This is a genomic window from Sphingobium sp. LMA1-1-1.1 (assembly GCF_040676365.1).
Lineage (GTDB): Bacteria > Pseudomonadota > Alphaproteobacteria > Sphingomonadales > Sphingomonadaceae > Sphingobium.
In genome coordinates this window covers 382,123-407,405 of the sequence record NZ_JBEGHS010000023.1, presented here as the reverse complement: position 1 = coordinate 407,405, position 25,283 = coordinate 382,123, and the positions used below count along the sequence as shown (strand labels likewise).

Annotated in this window: 21 protein-coding genes; 14 read left to right on the top strand and 7 right to left on the bottom strand. The window is 64.1% G+C overall.

What is annotated here, in order from left to right; genetic code table 11:
* Positions 1-90: 90 nt before the first annotated feature.
* Positions 91-996: a DMT family transporter gene (locus MRBLMA1_RS13370; RefSeq protein WP_363737312.1), complete on the bottom strand. Its 906-nt coding sequence runs from the start codon at positions 994-996 to the stop codon at positions 91-93.
* 276 nt (positions 997-1,272) lie between these two features.
* Here MRBLMA1_RS13370 and MRBLMA1_RS13365 point away from each other — a divergent pair, with 276 nt between their 5' ends.
* Both MRBLMA1_RS13365 and MRBLMA1_RS13360 read left to right on the top strand, forming a co-directional pair.
* A complete protein-coding gene (locus MRBLMA1_RS13365; protein ID WP_363737311.1) occupies positions 1,273-1,833 on the top strand; it encodes a DnaJ domain-containing protein in 561 nt (186 codons plus the stop codon).
* 106 nt (positions 1,834-1,939) lie between these two features.
* Positions 1,940-2,458 (top strand): CYTH domain-containing protein, encoded by a 519-nt coding sequence (locus tag MRBLMA1_RS13360; RefSeq protein ID WP_363737310.1) that lies wholly within the window; start codon positions 1,940-1,942, stop codon positions 2,456-2,458.
* Between the two features lie 30 nt (positions 2,459-2,488).
* Here MRBLMA1_RS13360 and MRBLMA1_RS13355 read toward each other — a convergent pair whose 3' ends face one another.
* The 5 genes from MRBLMA1_RS13355 to MRBLMA1_RS13335 form a co-directional block, all read right to left on the bottom strand.
* The gene (locus MRBLMA1_RS13355) at positions 2,489-3,829 is read right to left on the bottom strand and encodes an alkaline phosphatase family protein (protein ID WP_363737309.1); all 1,341 of its coding nucleotides are present in this window, start codon (positions 3,827-3,829) and stop codon (positions 2,489-2,491) included.
* A gap of 4 nt (positions 3,830-3,833) precedes the next feature.
* Positions 3,834-6,152, bottom strand: a complete 2,319-nt coding sequence (locus tag MRBLMA1_RS13350) for a TonB-dependent receptor (protein WP_363737308.1) — start codon at positions 6,150-6,152, stop codon at positions 3,834-3,836.
* Between the two features lie 159 nt (positions 6,153-6,311).
* Positions 6,312-7,061 carry an SDR family NAD(P)-dependent oxidoreductase gene (locus MRBLMA1_RS13345; protein ID WP_363737307.1) on the bottom strand — a complete coding sequence of 250 codons (750 nt, stop codon included), beginning with the start codon at positions 7,059-7,061 and terminating at the stop codon, positions 6,312-6,314.
* Between the two features lie 70 nt (positions 7,062-7,131).
* Positions 7,132-9,399, bottom strand: a complete 2,268-nt coding sequence (locus MRBLMA1_RS13340; RefSeq protein ID WP_363737306.1) for an amylo-alpha-1,6-glucosidase — start codon at positions 9,397-9,399, stop codon at positions 7,132-7,134.
* Positions 9,400-9,414: 15 nt separating this feature from the next.
* Entirely contained in the window at positions 9,415-10,509 is a 1,095-nt protein-coding gene (locus MRBLMA1_RS13335) for a glycosyltransferase family 4 protein (protein WP_363737305.1), read from the bottom strand.
* A gap of 282 nt (positions 10,510-10,791) precedes the next feature.
* Between MRBLMA1_RS13335 and MRBLMA1_RS13330 the strand changes: the two genes are divergently transcribed.
* The 9 genes from MRBLMA1_RS13330 to epsC all read left to right on the top strand — a co-directional run bounded on the left by MRBLMA1_RS13330 (position 10,792) and on the right by epsC (position 19,493).
* Positions 10,792-11,328, top strand: a complete 537-nt coding sequence (locus MRBLMA1_RS13330) for a hypothetical protein (protein WP_363737304.1) — start codon at positions 10,792-10,794, stop codon at positions 11,326-11,328.
* A 174-nt stretch (positions 11,329-11,502) separates the two neighbouring features.
* A complete protein-coding gene (locus tag MRBLMA1_RS13325; protein WP_363737303.1) occupies positions 11,503-11,943 on the top strand; it encodes a hypothetical protein in 441 nt (146 codons plus the stop codon).
* Positions 11,944-11,950: 7 nt separating this feature from the next.
* Positions 11,951-12,661 (top strand): response regulator transcription factor, encoded by a 711-nt coding sequence (locus MRBLMA1_RS13320; RefSeq protein WP_363737302.1) that lies wholly within the window; start codon positions 11,951-11,953, stop codon positions 12,659-12,661.
* 205 nt (positions 12,662-12,866) lie between these two features.
* Entirely contained in the window at positions 12,867-13,565 is a 699-nt protein-coding gene (locus tag MRBLMA1_RS13315; protein ID WP_363737301.1) for a carbonic anhydrase, read from the top strand.
* 4 nt (positions 13,566-13,569) lie between these two features.
* Positions 13,570-15,066, top strand: a complete 1,497-nt coding sequence (locus MRBLMA1_RS13310) for a SulP family inorganic anion transporter (protein WP_363737300.1) — start codon at positions 13,570-13,572, stop codon at positions 15,064-15,066.
* A 292-nt stretch (positions 15,067-15,358) separates the two neighbouring features.
* Positions 15,359-16,204, top strand: coding sequence for a TorF family putative porin (locus tag MRBLMA1_RS13305; RefSeq protein ID WP_363737299.1), 846 nt, complete (start codon positions 15,359-15,361; stop codon positions 16,202-16,204).
* A 166-nt stretch (positions 16,205-16,370) separates the two neighbouring features.
* Complete coding sequence (locus tag MRBLMA1_RS13300; protein WP_150290862.1) at positions 16,371-17,081, top strand: response regulator; 711 nt, start codon at positions 16,371-16,373, stop codon at positions 17,079-17,081.
* Positions 17,078-18,397, top strand: a complete 1,320-nt coding sequence (locus tag MRBLMA1_RS13295; protein ID WP_363737298.1) for an ATP-binding protein — start codon at positions 17,078-17,080, stop codon at positions 18,395-18,397. Before MRBLMA1_RS13300 ends, MRBLMA1_RS13295 begins: the two co-directional genes overlap by 4 nt.
* Before the next feature lie 91 nt (positions 18,398-18,488).
* Positions 18,489-19,493 (top strand): serine O-acetyltransferase EpsC, encoded by a 1,005-nt coding sequence (gene epsC / locus MRBLMA1_RS13290; protein WP_363737297.1) that lies wholly within the window; start codon positions 18,489-18,491, stop codon positions 19,491-19,493.
* A gap of 121 nt (positions 19,494-19,614) precedes the next feature.
* Here epsC and MRBLMA1_RS13285 read toward each other — a convergent pair whose 3' ends face one another.
* Positions 19,615-21,279, bottom strand: a complete 1,665-nt coding sequence (locus tag MRBLMA1_RS13285; protein ID WP_363737296.1) for an alkaline phosphatase family protein — start codon at positions 21,277-21,279, stop codon at positions 19,615-19,617.
* A gap of 77 nt (positions 21,280-21,356) precedes the next feature.
* Here MRBLMA1_RS13285 and MRBLMA1_RS13280 point away from each other — a divergent pair, with 77 nt between their 5' ends.
* The 3 genes from MRBLMA1_RS13280 (at position 21,357) to MRBLMA1_RS13270 (ending at position 25,273) form a co-directional block, all read left to right on the top strand.
* Positions 21,357-23,390: a protein-disulfide reductase DsbD family protein gene (locus MRBLMA1_RS13280; protein WP_363737295.1), complete on the top strand. Its 2,034-nt coding sequence runs from the start codon at positions 21,357-21,359 to the stop codon at positions 23,388-23,390.
* Positions 23,390-24,127, top strand: a complete 738-nt coding sequence (locus MRBLMA1_RS13275) for a TlyA family RNA methyltransferase (protein ID WP_363737294.1) — start codon at positions 23,390-23,392, stop codon at positions 24,125-24,127. The genes MRBLMA1_RS13280 and MRBLMA1_RS13275 overlap by 1 nt, the downstream gene beginning before the upstream one ends.
* Before the next feature lie 87 nt (positions 24,128-24,214).
* Positions 24,215-25,273 (top strand): efflux RND transporter periplasmic adaptor subunit, encoded by a 1,059-nt coding sequence (locus MRBLMA1_RS13270; protein ID WP_363737293.1) that lies wholly within the window; start codon positions 24,215-24,217, stop codon positions 25,271-25,273.
* The last annotated feature ends 10 nt before the right edge of the window (positions 25,274-25,283 follow it).

The following is a 25,283-nucleotide window of genomic DNA, read 5'->3' as shown; positions in this document are numbered from 1 at the left end:
TTTTGATGGCGCATCGTTTTTGCGCAAAACCGGTTCCCACTTATGCGCACGATGCTCTAAGGTCCGCGACGCCGTCCAGGACGGGATCGGTCAGCCTCGCTTCTCCGCCATCCGCGTGCGTGCGCCCCAGCCCAGCAATACGCCGCCCAATATCAGCGCCATGCCAACCAGATGATAGGCGAACAGCGGTTCCCCCAGGATCATCGCGGCCAGGACGGCGCCCAGCAGCGGCATCAGGCTGATCGCCTGTCCGGCCGCGCCGGGCCCCACATGGCTGACCGCCGCATTGAACGACATATAGGCGAGGATGGAGGGAAAGATCGCGACATAGGCTATGGCGGCGACCATGTGTGTGTTCCAGTGCATCTGCGCGATCGCCTGCGCTTCGCTCAGGGCGCCGACACCCATTGCCAGCGCGCCGATGGCGAAGGTCACGAACAGGAAGACCAGCGGATCGATGGGTGGGCGCAGGCGGAGGGACGCGGTGTAGATCCCCCATGAGGCGCAGCCGCACAGCACCAGAAAGTCCCCCATGCCCAATCGCAGCCGCAGGATTTCGGACAGCTCGCCCCGGAACACGATGAACGTCACGCCCAGCGTCGACAATGCGATGCCGGCGACCTGGCGCCAGGGCGCCTTGCCGCCGAAAACAACGCTACCGACGATGACCACCAATGTCGGGATCAATCCCTGCAGCAACATGCTGTTCGCCGCGGTCGTGTAGCGCAGCCCCGAATAGAGGAAGCCGTTGAACGCAGCGACGCCGGCCAGGCCGAGGAGCAGGATCGCGCCCCAATGGCGGCGGATCAGCGCGCGCTGGGCGACGGCCCGGCGCCACGCGAACGGGGCCAGGATCAGGAGCGCCAGCGTCCAGCGGCTGAAGGCCAGCATCAGCGGCGGAATCTCGCCCCGTACCGCCCGTCCGACTATCACATTGCCCGCCCAGAAGGTCATGGTCATGCCCAGCATGGCATAGGCCCGCACCTGCAAGTTCAAAACCGGTCGCCTTTTCACTTCGCTTTCGTCGGCCGCTCCTTAGACGCGGGACGGCCGCGTTGCCAGCCTGCTCTCATCGTCCCTCTGCCGCTACCGGCCTGGGCTGAATGGGGCGGCGGCGCTATGCGATTTCGATCTGGATGTTGTGGCTATGCTGCCCGATTGGCCGGGGTCGATATGGCCTACCCCTCGGGCAGTCGACATCAGCGTCAGAGTTGTTGCTGGCGGCTGTCCGGGCGGGCATATGCAGGGGGATATTGTTCGGGGGACGTCGTGATGGCTGATGGCCAATCATTCATTGATTACTACAGTGTCTTGCAGGTCAGCCCGAACTGCGATGCGCGCAGGCTGGAGGCCGCCTATCGCCTGCTTGCGAAGATGTACCATCCCGATCATGCGGAAACCGCCGACGTCACGAAGTTCAACGACGTGGTTGCCGCATACAAGGCGCTCAGAAACCCGGAGCAACGCGCGCAATACGACCTCCTCTACTCGGCCAGGACAGGCTTTCGGTTTCAGGCGGAAGATGAAGGGGATGGCGAACAATCGGCTTATGACGACGCGGACGCCCACTCCAAAATTCTGCTGTTCCTGTACAAGAGGAGAAGGGAGAATGCGCAGGATGCCGGCGTGGGGCGCTATTATGTTCAAAAGATGCTCGGCTGTTCAGATGCGCATTTTGAATTCCATCTCTGGTATTTGAAGGCGAAGGGCCTCATCGAAATTACCGAGCATGGGACATTGGCGATCACCATTGAGGGCGTGGATCACGTGATTGCCATGTCTCAGACGGTGATGCGGGAAAAATTGCTGATCGGGCGGACGATCGACCCCTGAAGGCGATTCCAGCCATCGGCCCGAAGCCGTGCACCGGTGGTTTCGGGAAGCATGATTGTTCAGCTGCGACGAACCGACTCCCGCTCACGTCCCGCATGCGCTAAACATGGATCAGTTCGCCGGCGACTGGCGATCCTTTGTCGGAGCGTTCATGGCAGTCGAGATCGAACGGAAATTCCTGGTCGTGAGCGATGCATGGCGAAGGATGGCGGATGCCGGGCGGCCCCTGCGCCAGGGTTATGTCTCGCATGAAGGGCATGCCAGCGTCCGCGTCCGCCTGTCGGGGGACCAGGCATGGCTCACCGTGAAGAGCGCCCGTGCGGGCATGGTCAGGGACGAATTCGAATATGCGATACCGGCTGCGGATGCGGCGGACATGCTCGACCGGCTCTGCACCGATACGCTGATCAGGAAAACGCGTTACCGCGTGCCGCATGACGGCAAGATCTGGGAAGTCGACGTCTTTGCGGGGGCAGCTGAGGGACTGGTGCTGGCAGAGGTCGAGATGCGATCCCTGGACGAACGGTTCGACCTGCCCGATTGGGTGGGGGAGGAGGTGACCGACGACCTGCGTTTCCGCAACTCCGCCATTGCACTCATGCGGGGTTTCGAAGCGGCGGTTTGATCGCGGGATTTTGCCGCAACGGCATATCGGTCAGGGGCGCAGATCGATCGCCGGCTTCTCTGCGTCGGGCAGACCAGCGCCCATGATCCGCGCCAGCGTCGGGGCGATGGCGCGCATGTCGACCTGCCCCAGTTTCCGACCGGCGGGAATGCCCTCACCCATCAGCAGGAAGGTTGACTGCAGATGGGCTGGTCCCGGAAAATAGCCGTGCATGCCCTTGATCGGGGCAGGCGCGACCAGCGGCGCGGCAGGCCCGCGGAAGATGTCGGTCACGAAGTCAGGCTGGAGATCGACATAGAAGGCCGCCAGCGGATTGCCGCCCATCTGCGCGATCTGTGCGCGGTCGGCGATGCGCGCAATGCCATAAGCGGGGTCGGCCGCCAGCCTGTCGAGCAGCGCCCTGACCCGCGCGGCGAGCGCCCTGTCATCCGGCCGGGCCAGCATGATCGCGGCCGATCCGCCGGATATCCAGGGCATGGCCAGCCAGGAGGCGACCTTGCCGTCCTGCCCCAGCGTGATCAGCTTTTCGTCGATGAAGGGACGGAACAGGTTGACGGCGCTGTGCGTGGTCTCGAACCCGTGGTCGCTGACCAGCGCGATCACCGCATCGGGATGTGCCTTGCGTTCCGCGGCAACCAGTTGGCCGACGATCCCGTCGATCTGTTCCAGCACAGCATGGGCTTCCGGCGTGTCCGGACCCTTTGCGTGCTGCTCATGGTCAAGCGCGGTCAGATAAACGGTCAGGAAATCCGGCCGATGCGCTTCGATCAGCGCAGTGGCAAAGCGGCCGCGATTTTCATCGCCCGCCAGGCTTTCGTCTATCCCCATGGCATAGGATGTGCCGGTGGCGCGTTCCAGTTCTGCTCGCAGCCCGGGCGTTGCCAAAGCATCCAGCAGCTTGACGTCATCGGCATGGCCGGTGCGCCAGATTTGCGGCAGGTTCCAGGTCACGCCCTTCGCCGCGACGCTGACCGGCCAATGGACATTGCCGGTGGTGAGACCCGCTTTGCTTGCCTCTTCCCACAGGGTCGGCACCTGGATATCGGAAGCATACCAGGTCCAGCCGCCCTGGTTGATCCCGGTGGGATCAAAGCTGTTGTTGGCCGTGATCCCGTGCCGCGCAGGCGCCACGCCGGTGATCAATGTCGTATGGCTTGGATAGGTCAGGGTGGGCAGCACCCCGGTCACTCCGGAGGTGTATGCGCCCTCCCGAACGAAGCGGCGCAGATTGGGGATGGCAAGGCCGCGCTTGTCTGCCTCCAGCACGTCGCCGGGGCGCAGCCCATCGATGGAGATGAGCAGGACCGGGTTCGCCATGGCCGCTCCCGGAAGAGCGGCGAGGGCGGCCAGCAGCAGCGCGACCTTGTTCATCGCCTTAGAACCCGGCCTTCAAGGTGGCGAAGAATTGCGCGGGGGCCCCGACCAGCAGGGTCTGGGCGTCGCCGCTATTGCCGAAGCCGCCCGAACCGATCGTGCCGATATAGCGCTTGTCGAGCAGGTTGGTGGCGTTGAGCTGCAACTCCAGATTCTGGTTGAAGCGATAGCCGACGCTGGCATCCACGATCATCCGGCCCGGTACCGATTGATCATTGGTGTAGGTATAATAGCGGCGCGACATATAGTTGACGCCGATCCGCCCGAACGCGCCCTCATGGTCGTAGCTGATCTCGGCCCGGGCGATATGCTTGGGGCTGTCGACCACAGTCTTGCCCTTGATCGGCGTGACGGTGCCGCTGGCGTCAACCACATCGTCGCGATAGGTCGAATCCGTGTAGCTGTAGGAACCATAGAGGCTGAAACCGCGGCCGAGCGTCAGCGTGCCTGCCGCTTCCACGCCGATTGCGCGGACATTACCGACATTCTGAAGGGCGGATGCGAAGCCCTGAATGGGGCTGCCGACCTGCACCGCGAGGAGACGGTTGCGGAAGTTGACCAGATATGCGCCAATCACGCCGTTGAAGATGCCGTCATGATGACGCAGGCCCAGTTCATAGGTGTCCGACGCTTCGGGTTTCAGGCTGCCCTTGATCGCGTCGAAGCCGGCCTGGCTGGTCGAGAAGGGGCCGGTCGTCGTCGCGCTGGCGAAGGCGCGGGTCGCCTGGGTGAACCCGCCGAAAACTTCCGTCTGCGGGGACAGTTCCACCGCGAAACCGGCATGCGGCTGGAACCAGTCCTCCGCCTTGATGCGCCCCTCCGGGAAGCTGGCCTTGACGACGGCATCGGCTTCGTTCGTGACCTTGAAGCCTTTCCACCCCAGGTTGATCTTCACCATGCCAAGGTCGATCTTGTCCTGGACATAATATTGGGCGGTGTCGGTGGTGAAGTCGAATTCCCACTGCGTTGCAAAGGGATTTGTCGGATAGTCGCGGAAGCTGAGGCCCGGCTCGGTCCGGCTGGCGAACGCATAGAAACGGCGGGCCTGGTTGAACCTGTTGTTCTCATACCAACCCCCGATGGTGAAATTCTGTATGCCCAGCGCGACGTCGACGCTGCCGAAGACGCCGATCCGGTCCATCTCATATTCGGTGGTGCGAACCGACATCGGCACGCCATTGGGACTGGGCACATAGGGCGTCGCCCACAGGCCCATGCCCTTGTTGTGGTGGTAATAGCCCTTGAGCTTGAAGCTGGCCTGTTCGCCCAAGGGTGCGGCGATGCCGACCGCGCCCAGCCAGTCCTTGCGCAGGCCGGCGGCATCATAATAGGCGTCGTCCGCGCTGGTAACGTTGCCGGGATAGACCTGGCCCGTGGCGACCAGCGCGCCGCTATAGTCGTAGCGCCCATCGGGGAAGGGCGACCCGCCGCTGTTGCTGACCCGGTCCACGTCGTTGAGGCGGCTGGCATAATCGATCGCGCGGGCATAGTCGGGATAGGTGTTGTCCCAATTCCAGCCGAGCCGGCGGATCATGGACATCGACATGTCCTGATAATCCTGTTCACGCCGGTCGGAATAGCTGAGCCAACCGTCGACCGTCACGTCACCGACCGGGATCACGACCTTGGCATTGCCCATATGCTGGTCCTGCGTGCCATTGCCCTTATATTTGTCGGTCGAACCATAGGCATAAGAGGCATAGCCGCGGATGCCGTCGCGGCGGCCCAGCGCCAGGCGGGCGAAGGCGCGCCAGGTTTCATTGCTGCCATAGGTAAGGTTGCCCTGGCCAGCCAGCGCGCCGCCGCTCAGATAATCGGCCGGATCGGCGGAGAAGGTTTCCACAGTGCCGCCCAGCGCATTGGTCGCCTGGGTGCCGATGGAGCCGGCCCCCTGCGAAACGCGCACATTGCCGATATTTTCAGAACTGATGGCGCGGGTGATGTGCAGGCCATTATGGTTGCCATAGCTCATGTCGCCCAGCGGAATGCCGTCGAAGGTGAAGCCGAGCTGATTCTGGTTGAAGCTGCGGATGGTGACGCGCTGCGACCATTCATAATTGCCGAACGGATCAGCCGACTGGAAATTGACGCTGGGCAGCTTTTCGATGGCCTTCAGCGGGTTGGTGCCGGGCGTCAGCGTGACGATGTCCTGCGCCTGGATTTCCTGAACCTGACGGGTTTCGCCCCGGCCGAAGACGATGATGTTCGCATCTTCGGCTGCTGCTTCCGCCGCTGATGGCGCAGGCGCGGTTTCCTGCGCGAAGGCTGGCATGGCGATCATGGCCGTGGAGGCCATCAGCAAGGTTGTGGTGATACGCATGTGAACTTCCCCTTTTTCCGCAATCGTGGATTGGGGGGCGCCCTAGCGGCTCAATGTTGCACTGCGATGTGGAGTGTTTGACGGGAGGGAGACGTTTCCGTGACGGTGCTGTCACAATGCCGGTGCATGCATGGCCCGGCAGTGACGGCGTGAATTTCCCTAACCCTCGCGAGCGACCTGGAACCCGGCAAAGGACTGGGTGACCGGCATGAGTTCGATGCGATTGAGATTGATGTGGGGCGGCTGGCTGGCGACCCAGAACAGGGTCTCGGCGATATCCTCCGCCGTCATCGGATTGGCGGCCCCATAGAGCGCGTCCGAAGCCGCCTGGCTGCCGGTGCGGACCAGGGTGAATTCGGTTTCGACCATGCCCGGCTCGATCGACGTCACGCGCACGCCGGTGCCATGCAGGTCAGACCGCAGCCCCAGAGAAAACTGGCTGACGAACGCCTTGGTGCCGCCATAGACATTGCCGCCCGTATAGGGATAGGTCGCCGCGACCGAGCTGATGTTGATGATCACTCCCCTGCGCGCGATCAGGCGGGGCAACAGCTTGTGGGTGATGGTGACCAGGCTGGTGACATTGGTGTCGATCATCTGGCGCCATTGGTCGAGATCGGCCTGTTGTGCGGGCGCCGTACCCAGCGCCAGTCCGGCATTGTTGATCAACAGGTCGACATCGGCAAAGTCTGTGGGCAGTTCGGCCAGGGCGGCGTCGATGGCGCCTTCGTCGCGCATGTCGAAGCTGATCGCATGCACCTTGTCCGCGCCCAGTTCCCCGACCAACGCCTCCAGCCGTTCGGCGCGGCGGCCAGTGACGACCACCTTCCATCCGGCAGCGACAAAGCGCCGCGCGGACGCGGCACCGATGCCAGCGGTTGCTCCGGTGATCAGCGCCGTTCCTGCCATGCTTCATTCCATCCTGTCAGCCAATGACGGGGGATGTAAGCCGATTTGCGGCAATGCCAAGCGCCATTTGTCAGGCAATGGTCACGACGCGCGCATGTCCCTTCCGGTCGAGCGGCTTCACCACGACCTTGTCGCCCATCCGGTCGAAGGCGATGTCGACCGCCGCGTCCCCGAGGCGCAGGCCGTAGAGCGTCAGCTCGTCGATGAAGCGGGGCAGCGTGGGGTCGCGCAGGGCGATCTCCGCCCCCGCGACATCGAAGGTCAGGCCCAGGCTCGACTGGACCAGCGACAGGGGCGCCGCCGCGGACCATGCCTGCGGACTGCACGCCACGGGGTAGAAGGTTGGACCCTGCGCCCGCCGCCGGGGAAAGCCGCAGAACAGTTCGGGCAACCGCATCAGGTCGACATAGGTCGCGGCGGCGAACAGCCCTTCGAAAATCTGCGCCGCCTGCGCGCGATAACCATAGCGGGAGAAGCCTGCGGCGATCAGCGCATTGTCATGCGGCCAGATCGATCCGTTATGGTAGCTCATCGGGTTGTAGCGCGCCTCTGTCGAGGCGATGGTCCGCACGCCCCAGCCGGAAAAGGAAGCGGGCGCCATCAGCGTGTGTACCACCATATCCGCGCGCTCTTCCCTGGCGAGTCCGGTGAACAGCACGTGTCCGGCATTGGAGGAGCGGACGCGGCACGGCCTCTTTTCCCCATCCAGGGCCAGCACATAGGTGCCGATCCCGGCGTCGAAAAAGGCGGCGTCGAACAGGTCCCGCAGATCGTCCGCCCGCGCCCGATGGTTCAGCGCCTTGTCCCGGTCGCCCAGCGCAGTGAAGATCGCCTCCGCCGCCCGCCAGGCGCCGTAGACATAGGCCTGCACCTCCGCCAGCGCGATCGGGCCGCGCGCAATGGTGCCATTGGCGTGGAAGACCGAATCATGGCTGTCCTTCCACCCCTGATTGACCAGCCCCTGATCGGTCAGTCGACCATATTCCACGAAGCCGTCGCCGTCGCGGTCGCCATGCTCGTCTATCCATCTGAGCGCAGCCTCGACATTTGGCAGGATGGAGGCGATGAAGCCGCCGTCGCCCGTTCGTTCCAGATAGGCGCCGGCCAGCATGACGAACAGCGGCGTCGAATCGATGCTGCCATAATAATGGCGGAAGGGGACTTCCCCCAGTTCCGCCATTTCGCCATGGCGCACTTCATGCAGGATCTTGCCCGGTTCTGCATCGGCGGCGGCGTCGTAGGCGGTCGCCTGGTTCGCGGCCAGATAGCCCAGGACTCCCCGACTGATCGCCGGGTCCAGCCATAGCGTCTCCAACGCGGTGATGATCGCATCGCGCCCGAACACAGTGCTGAACCACGGAATGCCGGCATAGGGATAGGGCCCATATTCGGTGTCGGTCGACAACATGGTAATGTCGGCGACGGATCGCCGTGTAACCTCGTTGAACAACTGGTTGGATGATATGATGGTCGCCCCGCGCGTACGCGCCTGTTTCAACGCCTGCATCGATTCGCGCAGCGTCTTGAGGAAATGCTTGGACAGGTCACCTGCCGGCTCGTCGTCCCGCGGTTGACAACAGATGAGCAGGTAGAGCGTGCGCCGCTCACCGGGCGGAACGCTCACCTCGAACCGCGCCCGGCTTTCCGTCAGGATCTGCGGCGCCGGGTCGAAGCACAGCAAGGTTTCGCGCCGCATGTCGTCGCGCCCGTCATAGCCAAGCCGTACGGACCGGGGGCCAATCACCGGCTCACGCATGGTTCCGCGCCGCAGCCGGGTCATGCCGCGTATTTCGAACAGGTCCGCAAAATCAGCAGCGAAGCTGATATTCACCTCCACCGTGCGGACTTCCGTGTCGAAATTGCGGATCGTGATCCGTTCATGGACCGCACCTTCCCACAGGAAACGGGTGCGACGCAGGTGGATGAGATCATGTTCCACCGCCACTTGTCCGTCCTCGCCCGTGAAATCGGGATTGGTAAGGTCGCAGGTGAGCATCGCGTTATCGTCGCGAAGGCCTGAACTGAGCAGGATCGGCCGGGTGTCGTTGATGGTGAGATAGAGATGCGACAAATGCCGGGTGTCGCGATGATACAGCCCTTCCGGACTGCCCGGACCCGCGATCGCGTCGCCGCTATGGTCGAAGACGGCGAAGCTGTCTCCATGTTTCAGCGTCCGGGGGCGTCGCTCATGGAGCGACGCCGTCGCCGGAATGAAGAATTGCGTCTGCGCCTGCGATAGCGCCTGTCCTGGATTGCCGGTACCGGGGTCCATGGCGCCGGGATCGACATTCCGGACCGGAGGGGTCGGGTTTTCCGGCTGCAACTGGCTTGCCGTCATGCCTCTCTCCTGATCTTATCCCACGACCTGAAGTTCCGAACCTTCGCCGCGTAACCGGCGCAGCATCGCGGCCTGCGTCCGCGCACCGGGAAGATCGTGATAAAGCTGAACATAATCGGCGGCCATCCGCTCTGCCGTGAAGCGTGCGTCAAAGGCGGCGCGTACCTTCGCGCGGTCGAGCTCGTGAACCCCGTGGACCGCCTCGACTGCTTCGTCCTCGCTTTCGACGATATAGCCCGACCGGCCATGGTCGATCACTTCCGGGACGGACCCGCAGCGAAAAGCGATGACCGGGGTGGCGCAGGCCATGGCCTCTATCATCACCAGGCCAAAGGGTTCGGGCCAGTCGATGGGAAACAGCAGAGCGCTTGCACGGCTCAGAAATTCCGCCTTCTGCGCCTCGTTGATCTCCCCGACATAGTAGACATTGGGATAACGCTCGATAAGCGGTGCGATCTCCTGCTCCCAATAGGCGCGGTCCACCGCGTCGATCTTCGCCGCCATCCTGAGCGGCAATCCCGATCGCGCGGCGATGCGGATGGCCCGGTCGGGGCGCTTTTCCGGCGAAATCCGGCCAAGAAATGCGAGATAGCCCTCGCCCTGACCGATACGGGGCAGCAGCAGGTCGGCCGGCAGGCCGTGATGGATGGTCCTCGCCCAGTTCACCGGCGGCATCGGCAGCCGCTGATGGTCGGAAATGGACACCAGGCTGTGATTGGGAAAGGCGCGGTAGAAGGCGGGAAGATCAGGCAGGTCCAGCCGGCCGTGCAGCGTCGTCACGCAGCGGCCGAGGAAATCCTGCACCAGCGGCATGTGGATGAGGTCGATGTGGAAATGCAGGGCGTCGAATTCATCCGCCCTACGGCGCACCGCGTCGAGCAGGATCATATGGTAGGGAATGGGATCGCGCACGTCCGGATTGAGCCGCAACGCCATGTCGGTCACCGGCACCAGTTCCGCCTGGGTCACCGAATCGCCGCTGGCGAACAGCGTCACCTCATGACCCTGCCTCACCAGTTCTTCGGTCAGATAGGACACGATGCGTTCGGTGCCGCCATAAAGGCGCGGCGGCACGCTTTCGGCAAGCGGAGCGATTTGTGCGATTTTCATGGTCGGGGGCATCCCTTTCGTGAAGAGAGCGCCTCCACCGATCCCCCGACCTGCGATGGGCGCCCATCGTTAAAAGCGTGAACGGCCTGCAGGTTGCATGGCCATTGCGCTTTCATGTCAGGATTTTCCGATGGGTGAGCCCGCTCGGCCGGTCGCCGGAAAGCGCCCGTCCGCATCATTTTCCAAGCCGCTGACTTCGGTCTGACATAGTCGCCGCTTAGGAAAGCCTCAGCGAGAATCTGGCTGGCCGGTCCGAAGAGGGGGCGGACATGGCCTTGGAATATGGAGAGCGAGTTGACGATCCTCACGATCGATTTCGAGGCGTCGTGCCTGCCCCGGCATGGCCTGTCCTATCCCATCGAAGTCGGCATAGCCTGCAATGGCAAGGCGCGAAGCTGGCTGATCCGGCCGCATGACGATTGGGCGGGCTGGCATTGGTCGGCCGAGGCGGAGGGGCTGCACGGACTGACCCTCGATCGGATCTTCCGCGAGGGTTTGCCCGTCGAAACCGTGCTGGCGGAATTGACCGATGCCTGCGGGAAATCGCGGATGGTGGCCGACAGCATGATCGACCAATATTGGCTCGACACCCTGGCTGATGCGGCAGGGCAGGCCACGCCCTTCCTGATCGACCATGTTTCGCTGCTGCTTGACGAACATCGCGCAAGCGAGCAGCAGATCATGGATGCGGTCGCCTTTGCCGACGCGCTTCGCCCGCAACGTCACCGGGCGGCGAGTGATGCGCTATGGCTGTCGTCACTGCTGGAACATATCGCCAGTCACAAGGTCGAGGCTCCCATCCTGATGCGCATGGCGTGACAGATCGGCCATCGGAATAGATGGTGGGGAAGGATACGGGTCGCGTCTCATGTCCTCCCACCCGTCTGGGTCGGAAAATGCTTGAGCAACAATTTGTAACGCTCGGCAAATTTCGGAGACATTCAGTCCGCCTAAAGCCTGATGACCATTTCCGGTTGTCAGGGAGAAGGCTCCATGTTGCTCATTCTTGCGTCCAGCGCGGCGGCACTCGCCGTCGCCACGCCAATCCACAGCGCTGAAATCGCCCATGCATCGAACGCCTATCAGGCGCGCTACGAAACCGAATCGACCGTCCGCTTCCGTGAGGTCGAATCGCGTTTGGCCAATCGTCCGTCCATGCCGGTATGCCGCTGGCAGGCCGAACTGGTGGTGAACCGCGACGTCGCGACGCAGGGTCGCACGCTGGCTGCCGTCGCCAAGCCGATCCACCGCTTTGCTCCGCTGTCGGGCAGCCATGCCGGCAGCTGCACTGCCGCCCGCGATGAAATCCAGGCGGAAGTCGCACGCCATCACAGCGCCCGTGCGGCCCAGGCCGTGGCCGTGGCGCAGCAGGACCGCGCCGTGTTGCTGGGTGAACTGGACGGCATTCAGGCGCTGTCCACAAAGGGTTCGTAACCCGCGAATGAGTCCACCGCTCATTTTGATCGCGGAGGCCCAGCGGGATGCGCGCCACGACGTGCGCCAGTCGCTGGAGGAGAACGGGTTTCGCGCCCTCGCCGCCGCCTCCGCGAACGAAATCTGGAATGCGATAGACAGCATGCCCGTTGGAGCGGTCGTGCTGGATGCTGCTTTGCGTGGTGCGGACGGCATGGATCTGTGTCGCGACGTGCGCGAACGCAGCGACGTGCCGATCATCCTGGTCGGCGCCAACAGCAGCGAGGTCGACCGCGTGGTCGGGCTGGAACTGGGCGCCGACGATTACATGGCGAAGCCCTATTCGACGCGCGAGCTGGCCGCCCGCCTGCGCGCCGTGCTGCGGCGGGGACGTAATGAACGAGCCCTGGGCGCGCGCCGCCCGGCCGAGGCGCGGTTCGAAGGATGGGTGGTTGATTCTTCCCGGCGCGAAGTTCTCGATCCCGACGGTGCGCAGGTCGAGTTGACCGCAGCCGAATTTTCGTTGCTGCTGGTCTTGCTCGATCATCCGCAGGTGGTGATCGCCCGTCCGCGCCTGATGGAACTGGCCGGCGTGCGCGACACGCCATCCTCCGACCGCAGCGTCGACGTGCTGGTCAGCCGGTTGCGGCGCAAGCTGAGCCATGGCGGCCGGCCCGCGCCCATCGTTACGGTGCGCGGCGGCGGATATATGTTCAGCGCCGAGGTCGACCGGCGCTGATCCACCCGGGCGCGGCCGAATGTTTCTCTTCCATTGCATTGATTCTGCGGCAAAATCGGACGAACCGCGAGCTTGATCGCGCTTTCCATCGCTCAGACATATTATTTAACAAAGCCGCTGCGGCGCAGCAAAAACGCTTCCCTATTGTGCATCCTCAAGGCCGGTCTGCCCCTGACCGGTCACCAGACAAGAAGGATGCAACGACATGAACGATCTGATCGGTCGCGTCTTCAGCTTCGAAAGCCATGTCTTTCCGAACCAGAGCGCGCTTTACAACCGCCTCGCCAGCGATGGGCAGAACCCCAAGGCGCTGATGATCTCCTGCGCGGACTCGCGCATCGTGCCGGAACATATCATGCAGGCTGACCCGGGCGACCTGTTCGTCTGCCGCAATGCCGGCAACATCGTGCCGCCCCATGCAACGCAGAATGGCGGCGTGACCTCCACGGTCGAATATGCCGTCATGGTACTGGGCGTGCGCGACATCATCGTGTGCGGCCACAGCGATTGCGGCGCGATGAAGGCGCTGTCCACCAATGCCGACCTGAGCGCCATGCCCAACGTCGCCGCCTGGCTGCGTCACAGCCATGCCGCGCAGAAGGTCTGTCGCGAAAGCTACCCTGCCGATCTCAGCGATGCGGAGAAGCTGCGCAACATGGCACTTGAGAATGTGGTGGCGCAACTCGCCCATCTGCGCACCCATCCGTCCGTTGCGTCGGGCATTGCCCGCGGCGAGATCGCCCTGCACGGCTGGTATGTCGATATCCATGCCGGCCACGTTCTGGGCCTTGACGGCGAGACCGGCCGTTTCCTGCCTCTGCGTGAAGGTCAGCCGCTGCCCGTGGCGCTGCCCCACGCCAAGCGACTGGCGGTCGACATCGCCTATGCCGAGGCCGCGGAGTAAACCCATGCTCAAGGCATTTTCCGGCGGTACCTTCAGCCGCGACTTCACGGCCTCCATTGTCGTCTTCCTGGTGGCGATGCCGCTCTGCATGGGTATCGCCGTTGCTTCCGGGGTGCCGCCGGAAAAGGGTCTGATCACGGGCATGATCGGCGGTCTGATCGTCGGCCTGCTGGCGGGTTCGCCCCTTCAGGTCAGCGGCCCGGCGGCGGGCCTGGCGGTCATCGTCTTCGAAATCGTGCAGAAACAGGGGCTGTCCGCTCTCGGGCCGATCCTGATCCTGGCCGGTGCCATTCAGGTGATTGCAGGGCTGCTGCGGGTAGGCGGCTGGTTCCGCGCGATCTCGCCCGCGGTCGTGCACGGCATGCTGGCGGGTATCGGCGTGCTGATCGTCGTCGGCCAGTTTCATGTGCTTTTCGACGACAAGCCGCTTTCGAGCGGCCTTGCCAATCTGGTCGCCATGCCAGGGCAGATTTTCGGCCTCAGCAATCAGGACGCAGCCACTGCCTTCGCGGTCGGCCTCGTCACCATCGGCGGCATGCTGGGTTGGGAGAAGCTGCGTCCTGCCTCGATGAAGCTGCTCCCGGGTGCTCTTGTCGGCGTGGTGCTGGCGACCCTGGTCGCCTTTTCCCTCGGCTTGCCCGTCGCGCGCGTCGTGGTGCCGGAATCGATCGTCTCGGCCATTTCGCTGCCGGGCGATAACCTGGTCCAGCAGCTCCTGAATCCGACGACCATCACCACGGCCATCGCCATCGCCTTCATCGCCAGTGCCGAAACGCTGCTGTCCGCGGCGGCGGTCGACAGGATGCATGACGGCGTTCGCACCAACTACAACCGGGAGCTCAGTGCACAGGGCGTGGGCAACCTGCTCTGCGGCGTGGCGGGTGCATTGCCGATGACTGGCGTGATCGTCCGCAGTTCGGCCAACGTCCAGGCCGGCGCCCGGACGCGGTTGTCGGCGATCCTGCACGGCGTCTGGATTCTGGGCTTCGTCGCCCTGCTCCCCTGGTTGCTGCGCGAAATTCCCATGGCGGCGCTGGCAGGCGTCCTTGTGGTCACCGGCGTGCGTCTGGTGAGCGTCGACCATGTAAAGCATCTTCTCCACCGCTATGGCCCGCTTCCCGCCGTGGTGTGGGCGGCGACGCTGATCTGCGTCGTGGCGACTGACCTGCTGACCGGCGTTCTGGTCGGCATCGGCCTCTCGCTGCTGGAGCTTCTGCCCCATGCCCGCCGTCTCCGGTTGAGCGTGGACGAGGAAAGCCGCGAAGAAGCGCATGAAGTTGCACTGCACGGCACGGCCACTTTCCTCAACCTGCCGAAGCTGTCGGCCAGGCTTGAGGGGCTTCCTTCCGGAAGGCTCGTCATCCTGAACGTCGAGCGCCTGAGCCATATCGACCATACTTGTGCGGAAATGGTCCGCGAATGGGTGGACCGCCGTCGGGGTACCGGAGCGCAGGTCGAACTGTTCGGCGCCACCGGCCGCATGCGCCACCTCGCCGCCTGATACTACCCCCTCGTCAGGCGTCGAACGAGCCGCCGCATCGCTCCTGAAGCGATGCGGCGGTTTATTTATGATATATATTAGAAACAATATAGAAATATTAGGAAATCCAAAAGACAATAATCGTGTTGCAGGCAACACAGTGACGACATTCCTTCTCGCAGGTGCGAAAAGTCGTTTCCCCATTTGGCATAGTCCTCATAACCTGCCTGCGATCCGCCGTACCGACGACGACAACACAAAAGATCTTCGGACGAAATGGACGCAGGACGGAACATTCTTGCCTAAAAGGGGAATGTTCATGAAGTATCAGATTGCCTGTGCCGCGCTTGCGCTGCTTTCCAGTGCTCCGGCTTTCGCTCAGGAGGAGCCGGCAGGCCCCGTCACCGTTACCGGCAGCGTCGGCCTGGTGTCCGACTACCGCTTCCGCGGCGTATCGCAGAGCGACCGTGGCATGGCCATTCAGGGCGGTATCACGGCAACGCATGAAAGCGGCTTCTACATCGGCACCTGGGGTTCGAACCTCGGCGGCTGGGGTCGTTTCGGCGGCGCCAACATGGAACTCGACCTGGTCGGCGGCTATTCGACATCGTTGGGCGAGGGCACGACGGTCGATGTCGGCCTGACCTGGTACATGTATCCGTCGGGTGCCGACAAGACGGATTTCGCCGAGCCTTATGTGAAGCTGTCGCACCAGTTCGGTCCGGTCAAGGGCCTGGTCGGTGTCGCCTACGCTCCCAAGCAGCAGGCGCTGGGCAATTGGCAGAGCAGCGCATCCAGCGGCATCGACAATCCGGGTGACAAGGAAGACAATCTCTATGTCTGGGGCGACGTCAATGCCGCCATCCCCGACACTCCCGTCACGGTGAAGGCCCATCTGGGTTGGTCGGACGGCAATCCGGGCCTTGGTCCCAATGGCACTTCGATCGCTCCTACCGGCAAATATCTCGACTGGCTGGTGGGCGCCGACTTCGCCATTCCCGGCACGCCGCTGACCGTTGGCGTGGCCTATGTCGACACCGATATCGCGCGCGTGGAGGAAAATTATCTGCGCCCGAACTTCATGGTCAACGACAGCAAGGATTTCGGCAAGTCGATCGCGCGCAGCACGGTCCTCTTCTCGCTGACCGCTGCTTTCTGATCCCTTGCGCCGGGCCTGGTGGACCCAGGCCCGGCCATGCTTCTTTCCCGGCTGTGACAAATTGTTTCTGCTGTTGCATCCGGGGCTTTCCGGCCGCCCCTGCGGTTGACCATGGCTCCGGCCACCCCTATCCCGCTGTCATGCTCAAAGCCGTGCCGACATTGTCATGACCGCGCCGACCATAATCCTTGTCGAAGATGATCCGCCGCTGCGTACCCTGACCGCGCGCGCCCTGCAGGAGCATGGCTATCAGGTCCGCCCGGCTTCTTCCGGCCCCGAAATGTGGGTAGCGTTCGACGCCGGTCCTGTCGACCTTGTCGTGCTCGACGTCATGCTCCCCGGCACCAACGGCATCGATCTTTGCCGCCAGATCCGGCGCAAGAGCGACGTTCCCATCATCTTCATCAGCGCCAAGGGCAGCGAGACTGACCGTATCGTGGGGCTGGAACTGGGCGCCGACGATTACCTGCCCAAGCCGTTCGGCACGCGTGAACTCATCGCGCGCATCCGCGCCATATTGCGCCGCGTCGGGGTGGAACGCGGCCCGGACGAGCATCGCGAGAATGAAGCACGGTTCGACGGCTGGATCGTCAATTTCCCGCGCCGCGAACTGCGTTCGCCCACTGGCGCCATCGTCGACCTGACTGGTGCGGAATTCGATCTGCTCGGCAGCTTTCTCAGCCATCCGCAGCGCGTGATCGCCCGCGAACGGTTGATCGAACTTTCGCGCACCCGCATGGGCGACAGTTCCGACCGCAGCATCGACGTGCTGGTCAGCCGCCTGCGCCGCAAGCTCTCGACGCAGGATCGCGCGGCGCCGATCACCACCGTGCGGGGCGTCGGCTATATGTTCAATGCGGAGGTCAGCCGCGCTTGAGACGGCATGTCAGCCTGGTCGGGCAGATCTTCGCGATCCTGCTGCTGACCCTGACGCTGGAATTCGCCGTCGGCATCCTGTTGAACGAACGGTCCAATCATCTTTCGCTGCAGGATGACGAGGCCCGGCGCCTGGCCGAACATCTGGTGATTGCCCGCAAGTTGCTGACGGAGCATGCGCCCGATGAGCGGCATGCGCTGTCACTGCAACTCACCACGGATCGCTACGACGTGCACTGGACCCCGTCCTCGCCGCCGCCACCCGCGCTTGCGCCGGGGCTGGAGAGGATGCGGCGACAGATCGTCAACTGGGAACCGACCCTTGAACAGTCGGGCCTGTGGCTGCGTCTGGCCTCGCCCGGACGCGTTTCGGAGATCAACGGCGGCCTGCGCCTCGCGGACGGAAGCTGGCTCTATTTCGGCATGCGCCACAGCGGCGGCAAATGGACCTTCACCATCGGCCGCATGGGGCTCGCGTTGATCCCGGTGTTGGCGCTGCTGCTCGTGGGCGGCATCCTGATCCGGCGTACGCTGGCGCCGCTGCGCGACCTCACCCGCGCAACCGAACGCATCGGCCTTAGCGATGAAGTCATTGTGGAGGAGGGTGGCTCCAACGATGTCCGCAACCTCATCCGCGCCTTCAATGCCATGCAAAAGCGCATTCATCGGTTGATCACGGAACGGACGGAGACGCTGGCCGCCGTGGGCCATGACATGCGGACCCCGCTCGCGCGGCTGCGGCTGAGGCTGGAGAACCTGCCGGACACGGAAGCGCGGGAGGCGATCGAGGGCGACCTTAGCGAAATGGGCGAGATGATCGATTCGCTGCTTGCCTTCCTGGGTGGGGAGAAAAATGGAGAGCCGCCCGTCCGCACCGACCTCGCCGTGCTGGTCGCGACCGTGGTCGACGCCTTTCAGGACCAGGACAGGCCGGTCGATTATGTCGGGCCCGACCACCTGGAAATGGCGGTTCGGTCGCTCAGCCTGCGTCGGGCGATCGTCAATCTGATAGAAAATGCGCTGCACTATGGCAGCCGCGCCCGGGTCGCGCTGGAGCGTCGCGATCGCGAAGTGCTGATCCGGGTCGACGATGACGGTCCCGGCATTCCCCGCGACAAGCTGGAGGAGGTGTTGAAGCCCTTTGCCCGCCTGGATGAGGCCCGGCAGCGCAACACGCGCGGGCTGGGCCTGGGCCTTGCCATCGTTGCGCGCACCGTGGAACTGGAGGGTGGGGAACTGATCCTCGCCAACCGGCCCGAAGGCGGATTGCGGGCCGAAATATGCCTGTATCTTCCGGCCCAGCCCCAGAAGCACTGACAAAGAGAATCTGCCCACCCCCAAGCAAAACTCATTTACTGCCGGGCGCCATGCCGCGCTATGCCGGACGCCTGTTCGGAAAGAGGCATGTATGACGGCAGAAGGCGAAAAGGAAATCGCCCAGGGTTATTGGGACATTGACAGGCTGGCGGCCGAACTGGGCACGGTCCGGCGGCGTTGGCGCCAGGGTCAGGAACATCATGCCGAATATGGGGCGGAGGGTTTTCCGTCGCGCGCGACGCTGACCAAGATCATGGAGGCGCTTTGCGGCGCACTGTTTCCGCTTCGTCTGGGGCCCAGCTTCGTGCGTCTGCACAATGAGGACGCCTATGTCGCGCAGACCCTTCAGACGGTGCTCAGCCGCCTTTACGGCCAGATCCGGCTGGAGCTGATCTACGCGATGAAGGACGCGCCGATAGAGCAGGTCGACAGGGAGGCGTCGCGCATCATCGGCGATTTCGCCGAAGGACTGCCAGCGCTCCGCGAACTGCTGGACAGCGACGTGGAGGCGGCTTTCCTGGGCGATCCCGCCGCGCGCAGCGTCGATGAGGTGCTGATCTGCTATCCCTCGATGATGGCGATCACGCACCATCGCTTGGCACATCGGCTGCACCAGTTGGGAGCACCGCTCGTGGCGCGGATCATTTCGGAAATCGCGCATGGCAGTACGGGGATCGACATTCATCCCGGCGCGAAGATCGGCCACAGCTTCTTCATCGACCACGGCACGGGCGTCGTCATCGGGGAAACGGCGATCGTCGGGGATCGGGTTCGCATCTATCAGGGCGTGACGCTGGGCGCGCGCAGCTTTCCGGCCGATGGCAAGGGCGCGCTGGAAAAGGCCCTGCCGCGTCACCCGATCATCGAGGATGATGTGGTGATCTATGCCGGCGCGACGATATTGGGCCGCATCATCATCGGTAGCCGGTCCGTGATCGGCGGCAATGTCTGGCTGACCGACAGCGTGCCGGCCGACAGCAATGTCCGGCAGGCCAAGGCGCATTATGAAGTGACCAGCCGGGTTGAGGTGTCCGCCCCCCATCGCGTCCACGCGCTGCTGGAGGAAGGACGCGATGGGATAGCGGAGAATATTTGAGGGCCTATGCGCAGGAATATGGCGCCGATGGCTGGAGCATTCTCACCATGAGCGGAAAAGCCCCAGCCATCTGATGCCGCGTTTCCGAGGCGTTGGCCTTAACGATCAGTTTGAAGATGCGTTATTCAGCGCAGCTATCCCCGTCGCCGGCGATCAGGTCAAGGCAGCGTCCGTCGATCTGGTCCTTTGCTACGGGCAATTTGATCAGCGCCGCCAGGGTCGGCAGGATGTCGACCGTTTCCACGCCGAGCGGCTGTTCGAAGTGGGGCAGCCCCTTGCGCCAGAACAGGATAGGCACGCGGCGATCCGTATCCCAAGGCGATCCATGGGTCGCGACCGACCCCATCACCGCCGCTTCGGGGATCGACATGACCCGCGGCTTCAGCAGCAGCAGCAGGTCGCCCGAACGCTGCGGGTCGAAGCTGGCTCTGGCCTCCTGGATCAGCGACCAGCTTTCCGGAGGACCGGATGGAGCGGGGGTGGCGGCGATCTCCGCCTTGGTGAAGACGGTCTGGACCTGCGGATGGACGCGGAGCAGGGCGAGAGTTGCCGCTTCCACCCTGGCGCGTTGCGCCGCCGTCAGGCCGCGGTCGAAATACAGGTCGCCCGCCGGGCCATCGCCCCAGATCAGCGTCCTGCCCGTGATGCCAGTCTTTTCCGCGATGGCGGCCGATAACGCCTTGGGCGTGAGCGCCTTGTCGACGCGCTGTTCCATCGGCATGGCATTCAACCGGTGGCGTTCGGGCAGGTCATGCCCGCCATGATCGGCGGTCAGCACCACGGCATAGTCGATGCCGTCCTTGTCGAGTCGGTCGAAAAAGGCGCCCAGCTCGCGATCCAGCCGATCGACCTGTATGCAGCTTTCCGTACCCTCCGTGCCGTAGGTGTGACCGATATAGTCCGTCGCGGACAGGCCGATGGAGATGATGTCTGTCTGCGCCTGTTTGCCCAGCGCCATGCTCTCGATGGCGGCGGCGGCAAAAGCCAGGGTCATCGCATCCTGTTCCGGCGAGATGCGGAAGGCCTTGTAATCGCCCGCCGCCCGCGCGAAGCGACCTGTCCCGACCGTGCGATCTCCGGCCTTCACGGGGAAATCCTTGGCCGCGCATTGCGGCGGCAGCTCGAAGCCGGGATTGCCCTCTGCCAGCCGCCGCGCCATGACCTCATTGACTTTGGCGACCAGCGGTGGGGTCGCCACTCCCTTGTAGCTGACATAGCCCTCCGGTCCGCCCAGCCACCAGACCTGGTCGGCGGTTGGCCCGCCCATCATGATCGCCGCACGGTCCTTCCCCGCAATCGATACGACGCGTGTCGCCGGATTGGCGGCCTTCATCCGCCCGCCCAGCGTCGGCACCCTCAGATGTACGGGAGAAGCCTGATAATGTTCGCTGTCGGTGCCCGGCTGCGTCTCGTCCTCCGCGCAATAGACCAGCTTGTCGGCGCGCGCGGTGCCAAGGTCAAACCAGCTGTTGGCGATGATGCCGGTGCGCGAGGGGCGGCTGCCGGTCAGGATGGTGCTGTGTCCCGGACAGGTTTCGGTGGCGGCATGGCTTTGATAGCCGCGGGGGAAGACGATGCCCTGTTCCGTCAGCCGCCTGAGGCCGCCGCTGTAATATTGACGATATTCGCTGAACAGATCGGCCGAAAACTGATCCACCGCGATGGCGACGATCAGCCTGGGCGGCGTGGCGGGCGCGGCAGCCGCCACGGCGGGCGGAGCCTCGGTCTGGGCCAGGGCCGGCAGCGAACCGGCAAGAAGTAGGGCTGCCGCGACATTTTTCAACATTATGGAGTACCTTCTCATGCCTTGACGGCGGATGCATCGAGACCTAGCCCCCTTGCGTCCACCGGAACAGAGGCCCGATGCGCATTTTTCATGTCCTTCTGATGACAATGCTGCTGTTGCTCGCGCCGGTGGCGGCGCGGGCGGAGGGTGCGTTTGGCCAGGGCGTCCCCCACATTGCGGCCGAACTCACCGCCGAAAGCAATGCGCCGCGGCCGGGCCAGGATCGGGGCAGTGGCACGACGATCGCCTTTTCCATGACGCCGGAATCCGGCTGGCACGGCTATTGGGAAAATCCGGGGGATGCCGGCCTGGGCATGACGGTCAAATGGACGCTGCCCAAGGGAGTCATGGTCGGTCCCCTGCGCTATCCCGTGCCGGAGACATTGCTGATCGCCGGCCTCATGAACCATGTCTATGAGGGGCCTTATGGAGTGCTTGCAAAGCTGACCGTGGCGCCGGACGTGCCCAGGGGTACGAAGCTGCCGATCCGCGTCCGCGCCAACTGGCTGGCCTGCACCGACAAGGTTTGCGTTCCAGAAGGCGCGGAGCTGTCGCTGGACCTGATAGCGGGCGACGGATCTGTCCTGCCGGGCGGCAGGGCGCAGTTCGATGGCTGGCGCAGCCACTTGCCGCGTCCGCTGGGCAGCGATGCGACCTATGCCCTGGCTGACGGCCGCCTGCGCCTCTCCATCCCCTTTCCCGCAGCGGCCGAAGCCCGCGACGTCCATCTCTTCGCGCTGGCCGATGGTCTCACCCGTTACGCGGCTCCGCAGAGCGTCGCGCGGCAGGGTGACCGGCTGCTGATCGAAACCGAAGCCGGGCAAGGCCCGCTGTCCGGCCCGGTTCAGGCGGTGCTGCGCACCGGCGACCATGTCGGTTTTCTGCTGACGGCCCGTCCCGGCACCGTGCCTGCTGCTCGATCCGCCACTGCCCGGACCCTCTTCCTTGCGCTGGGCGGTGCACTGCTCGGCGGCCTGCTGCTCAACATCATGCCCTGCGTGTTCCCCATATTGGGACTGAAGGCGATGAAACTGGCGCGTGCGGGGGGGGACGAGCATATCGTCCGGCGGGAGGCGCTAGCCTACAGCCTTGGCATCATTCTCACCTGCCTTGCCCTGGGCGGCCTGCTGCTTGGCCTGCGCGCTGCGGGAACGGCGGTCGGCTGGGCCTTCCAGTTGCAGGATCCGCGCATCATCCTGCTGCTGCTGTTGCTGGTGACCGCGATCACGCTCAACCTTACCGGCCTGTTCGAACTCAGCGCTTTCGGTGGCGGCGAGCGGCTGGCGGGAAAGGCAGGCGCGTCCGGCGCCTTCTGGACTGGCGCGCTGGTCGCTTTCGTCGCCACGCCCTGCACTGGGCCGTTCATGGGCGCGGCGATGGGGGCGGCGCTGGTACTGCCGATCGGCGCCGCTCTGGCAATCTTTGCCGGGCTTGGCCTGGGCCTCGCACTGCCATTTCTGGCTCTGGCCTACATCCCCCCAATCCGTACACGCCTGCCGAAACCAGGCGCCTGGATGGGGCGGTTCCAGAAAATACTCGCTATTCCCATGGCGCTGACCGCGCTGGGCCTGTTGTGGCTGCTGGGGCAGCAACGCGGCACGGTTGCCATCCTGCTGGGGGCCGGCGCAGCCTTGATTCTGGCCGCTGTGCTCTGGTGGCTTGGGCGCAGGCAGCATCACGGACGGCACGGCGGATTTGCCGTGGTCTGCGCCGCGCTCATTCTCTTTGCGGGAACCGCCTTCGTGCTGCCGACCCATGCGCCTGCCATCACCGCCTCCGCCCATGGCATCCCCTTTGACGAGGTGCGTCTGGCCAGCCTGCGTGCCGCCAAAAAGCCGGTTTTCCTTTATTTCACCGCCGACTGGTGCCTCACCTGCAAGGCGAATGAGGCCGCGGCCATCGACCGCAGTGAAACCCGCGCCGCTTTCGAGAAAGCGGGCGTCACCATGATGGTCGGGGACTGGACCAATGCCGATCCCGCCATCACCCGCTTTCTGGAGGCGCAGGGGCGTTCGGGCGTTCCGCTCTATCTCTGGTATGCGCCGGGCAGGGACGCGCAGACATTGCCCCAGCTCCTGACCCCTGCCACGCTGACGGCGCTGGTGTCCTGATGGCCAAGGTCCGCGCCGACCAGCTCCTCGTCGACAGCGGCTTGGCGGAAAGCCGCGCGCGCGCCCAGGCATTGATCCTCGCCGGCCTCGTTTTCCTGGGGGAGCGGAAGGTCGACAAGGCCGGGCAACAGGTCGCGGCCGATGCCGAGCTGGAGGTGAAGGGCCGTGACCATCCCTGGGTCTCGCGCGGCGGCATCAAGCTCGCGCATGCGCTGGAGCATTTTCATATCGACGTGTCGGATGCCGTCGCCATCGATGTCGGCAGTTCGACCGGCGGTTTCACCGACGTCCTGCTCACCAACGGCGCGGTGCGGGTCTATGCGGTCGACAGCGGCACCAACCAGCTTGCATGGAAGCTGCGTTCGGACCCGCGCGTCATTGTCCATGAACAGACCAGCGCCCGCATCCTCACTGCCGATCACATTCCGGAGCCTGTGGATGTCATCGTCTGCGACGCCAGCTTCATCTCGCTCGCCAAGGTGCTGGATTGCCCGTTGGGCTTTGCCCGTTCCGGCGCGCGCCTGATCGCCCTGATCAAGCCGCAATTCGAGGCAGGGCGAGAGGAAGTCGGCAAGGGTGGCGTCGTGCGCGATCCTGCCATCCATGAACGGGTGTGCAACGAGGTGCGGGACTGGGTGTCGGGTCGGGGGTGGCAGGTCGAAGGGATCACCGCCAGCCCGATCACCGGCCCGCAGGGCAATGTGGAATTTCTCCTCTTCGCAACATTTGGCGGATAATCGCACTCCGTTCGTTTCGCCGCTATGATTACCATTTGCGACAAATGCCGGTTTGAGTCGCTTGCAGAGGCCGATTAGCCTGATCCGATGCGCATTTTCCTGCCAATCTTCCTGATCGCGCTCAGCCTTTCCGCTTGCGGCGCGCCAAAGGAGAAAAAGCCGCGCCCTTCCGCGCTGGTTGAGGCCGCGCCCATTCTGCACGAAACCTTCACCGACAATCTGGATGCGGTCGGGACTGCATTCGCCAATGAGCAGGTGGTCTTGTCCGCTCCCGTGACGGAGCGGATCACATCCCTCCATTTCAGCGATGGCGGTTATGTCAGCAACGGGCAGGTGATCGCCACCCTGGCCGTTGGGCAGGAGAAGGCGGAACTTGCCGCCGCCCAGGCCCAGGCGCTTGCAGCCCAGCAGCAACTGGAGCGTATTCAGGCCTTGAAGGCGCGGGGCTTTGCCACTGCTGCCAGCCTGGAGAGCCAGGTCGCGCTCGCCAACGCCGCCCGCGCCAGTGCACAGCAGGCCCGCGCCTCGATCGGCGACCGGGTGGTTCGCGCGCCCTTTGCGGGCTGGGTGAGCCTGCGCATGGTGTCGCCTGGCGCCATTGTCACGGCAGGCACGCCGATTGCCACGGTCAGCGACATCTCGCGGATCAAGCTGGACTTCACCATCCCGGAAACCCGCCTCTCGCTGGTGCGGGAGGGGCAGCCGATCAAGGCGGTGTCCGCCGCCTGGCCCGACCAGCGCTTCGCCGGCACGATCGCCACCATCGATCCCGTGATCGATCCTGCCACCCGCGCCGTCCGGATACGCGCCATTCTGCCCAATCCCGACCGCGCCTTGAAGCCGGGCATGCTGCTGACGGTAAATGTGGTTGCAGGGCAGCGCCAGTCACTGGCCGTTCCTGAACTGGCCGTGGTCGGCGACGGCAGCGACCATTTCGTCTTCCTGGTGGAGAAGGGCAAGGCCAAGCGGGTCAAGGTCGATACCGGCATCCGTCAGAACGGCCTGGTCGAGATATTGGGGGGAGTGAAGCCGGGCCAGACGGTCGTCACCGACGGCGTTGTCAAACTGACCGATGGCGTGCCGGTGCGCGTCCCGGGGGGCAAGCCGGAAGCAAAGAGCGCCAGCGCCGGGCAAGCGGCCGGCTGAGGAGGCGAGG